The 2,668-nt window shown below is 46.6% G+C and carries 6 protein-coding genes; 1 reads left to right on the top strand and 5 read right to left on the bottom strand.

Annotated features, from left to right (window positions below):
• The 5 genes from OCV77_RS05215 to OCV77_RS05235 all read right to left on the bottom strand — a co-directional run.
• On the bottom strand, positions 1–264 hold a 264-nt coding region (locus tag OCV77_RS05215; RefSeq protein ID WP_262573896.1), incomplete at its 3' end, for a MobA/MobL family protein.
• A 191-nt stretch (positions 265–455) separates the two neighbouring features.
• Positions 456–947 carry a hypothetical protein gene (locus OCV77_RS05220; protein ID WP_096240647.1) on the bottom strand — a complete coding sequence of 164 codons (492 nt, stop codon included), beginning with the start codon at positions 945–947 and terminating at the stop codon, positions 456–458.
• Between the two features lie 299 nt (positions 948–1,246).
• Positions 1,247–1,543: a DUF3847 domain-containing protein gene (locus OCV77_RS05225; protein ID WP_099357249.1), complete on the bottom strand. Its 297-nt coding sequence runs from the start codon at positions 1,541–1,543 to the stop codon at positions 1,247–1,249.
• Complete coding sequence (locus OCV77_RS05230) at positions 1,536–1,877, bottom strand: DeoR family transcriptional regulator (protein ID WP_097839642.1); 342 nt, start codon at positions 1,875–1,877, stop codon at positions 1,536–1,538. The genes OCV77_RS05225 and OCV77_RS05230 overlap by 8 nt, the downstream gene beginning before the upstream one ends.
• Positions 1,874–2,062 (bottom strand): hypothetical protein, encoded by a 189-nt coding sequence (locus tag OCV77_RS05235; protein ID WP_005929946.1) that lies wholly within the window; start codon positions 2,060–2,062, stop codon positions 1,874–1,876. The genes OCV77_RS05230 and OCV77_RS05235 overlap by 4 nt, the downstream gene beginning before the upstream one ends.
• A 483-nt stretch (positions 2,063–2,545) precedes the next feature.
• Here OCV77_RS05235 and OCV77_RS05240 point away from each other — a divergent pair.
• Positions 2,546–2,668, top strand: a 123-nt coding sequence (locus OCV77_RS05240; protein ID WP_262574148.1) for a helix-turn-helix domain-containing protein, incomplete at its 3' end; no start/stop codon positions are given.

Consider the following 2,668-nt stretch of genomic DNA (forward strand, 5'->3'; position numbering starts at 1 on the left):
CCACCGCCTTGCAAGCTGGGAGTTCCATTGCTTTTCCACCGCTTCGGCGGCGTTCCATAAGGTATTGCGGTCTGCATACTCTGGTGGGGCATTTTCCGGAAGCAGGATTTCATTGTGGACGATACCACGCTTTTCCGGGTAGTGCTTCACTTCCTGGTCGTATTCACAGAACAGCTTTTCGCCGCTCTGGTAGGCAGCGGCGGCAACCGCAGACTGCTGTTGGCTTCGCTGCACAATAGAAATTTCGTTGTGTGGACAGGGCATTTCGTGTCCCTCCTTTCCTTGATTTATGGATGGGTGGCGTTTTGCCACCTCATTTTAGGCAGAAAAAAAGCAGGAGACCTTTTTCAGATTTCCTGCTTGGTGTGCCGCTGTGTTGGCGGCTGATATTTAGTTGCAAAAGTTCGGGGCAAGTTGACCCGATGTGTGTGGAATAGCAAACTGGGATTTAGAAGTTACTTTTTGACTTCCTTTGTGATTTCAGTTGTCTCTAATTGTACCTGATAAGTGTTTTCTTCTCCGCTCAAATTGGTTGTTTTCAATTCAAACCACAAATTATCAGTCAACTTATCAGCGTCACTATCTCTGAGAATGTCACCAGAAATTTTTCCAATATTTCCAGAAACATCTATTGTCCCACCTGTCTGATCATCAACACCATTAGAAAGCAAAGTTTCTTTTTCACTTCCATTGATATAAATGGTAGTTGAGTATGTGGTAATATCAGCAAAATCGTCTGACATCACTTTCAAATCGCCACCATAGCAAATTTCATCTTTGCCATCTAAAATAATTACACCATTCGACACAGAAATATATTCATTTTCTCCGCTAAATGAATATACTTTTAAGGACTGTTCTTCATTGCTTTCGGAGGAAGTGTTGCACCCTGCAAGCAGAACCGTACAAGCAAGCAACGATAGCATAACTGCCATTATCTTTTTCATAATATCACCATCCCATCAAATTCATATTTGTTGTCATCTTCATTATACTTCACTGCCTATCGAAAAGATAGCATATTTTATGAAACTTGTCGGCTGGGAACAGCCTGCAAGGCAAGGTGTCCCCAGATGGCAAATCTACAAAAGGGTAGCTGGCGGCAGCCAGCGCAGGGGAAGCGTAGCGTCCCCTGTATGATTTGGAGCAGACCATGACTGCGGAAAATCACAGCCCTCCGGCGAGGAGCCTTCGGAGAACGCAATGCACCAACCTCTGGGTGGTGTATAATTGCGCCCTTAGTAAACTAAGGGGTTTCCGCCTTCTCCCGTTCCAGCAGTTTTTTCAATAGTTCCTGCGTGTCCTGCCTGTGAAAAATGAGTTTCAACAACAGCATGACATCATCATCTGTCAGGCGTTCCGGCTCTTGCAGAAAACTTTCCAGCATACCGCCACGGGTACAGAGCCGGTGCGTCCGTTCCTTTCGGGTAAGCTGCTTTAACTGGTGCTGCAATGCCTTTTCATCATTGATGGCTTTCCGCAGTTTCTTTTCGCTTTTCTCCAACTCCCGGTTGAGCTTTTCCAGCTTTGAGGTATCAGGCAAGGGCAGCGTCCTCCTTTCCCGGTATCAGCACATAAATCCTGTTTGGCTCTCCAACGCCCTGACGCACCCGCATGATAAGTCCGGCGGTTTCCAGTTCATTCAGAGAACGCTTGACCGTCATGGGGCTGCGGGACAGGACTGCGGCAATGGCTGTGACAGGGAAGCAGACAAACAGGATTCCGTTCTCGTCCTCCTGCCCTTTGGATAACATAGCGTCCAGCATCCGGCAGTACATGACCTTTGCGGTGCTGCTGACTGGAAATCCTGTCAACGCTTTGGGAAATGGCATACAGGGTGGCAAGGGTGTGTCTATCGTCATAAATTCAAAATTCATTCGGTGTGTTTCTCCTTTTTCTTTGCTCGTTTGGATAAATAACGGGGGCAGTCAATCACAACCGCCCGGAAGCTCTGCTTGCACCCATGCTGGCATTTCCGGCATAATTCGTTGTAAGTGACACGCCCCCGGTCATTGAGGTAAAAGGAAAGCTCATGCTTCCTCTTTTTGCTCATTCTCGGCATATTGCGCTTCCTTCCGTTTTCGTGTATGGTTTCGGGGCGATTTTCGGCAAAATTACGGTCATAGAGCCGCTTAAAATCTCCCGAAGTATCAGCGATAGGGTAGACTGTCCCCTATCAGATTGTCGTGTTTCGGTATCATTTCGGTGTCAGTTCGCCAGTTCTCCCCGGTGTCGTTCCTCCCCTGAATCTCACAGCGGCGTATCGCTCCCTTTGGTATGCTCGTTTCGGTCAGGGTTCCTCCATATCCCTGCCAAAAGTCATGGCACTACATCGCTGGGGAAGCATATCCCACACAGGCTGGTCATTCGATTGGAATAATCCATCGATGAACTACCTGTATCATAGAACATTTTTGTGCCCTGTGCCGTATGTCCACAAAGTAGGAATTAAGGGTAAAAATCAGAAATTTCCACGATTACGGAATTGATATGGTATAATCAATTCAACGGTTATAAATGTCGTCAGAAAGGGGGAACTGCTTCAATGAACGGAGCTACTACAATACAGGAACGGCTAAAAGATTTACGATTAAACAAAGGATTAAAACTGGAAGAACTGGCTGAGCAAACGGGTATTTCAAAATCGGCTCTTGGCAGTTATGAAAAA

The sequence above is a fragment of the Suilimivivens aceti genome, from assembly GCF_025567405.1.
Taxonomy (GTDB): Bacteria; Bacillota; Clostridia; order Lachnospirales; family Lachnospiraceae; genus Suilimivivens; species Suilimivivens aceti.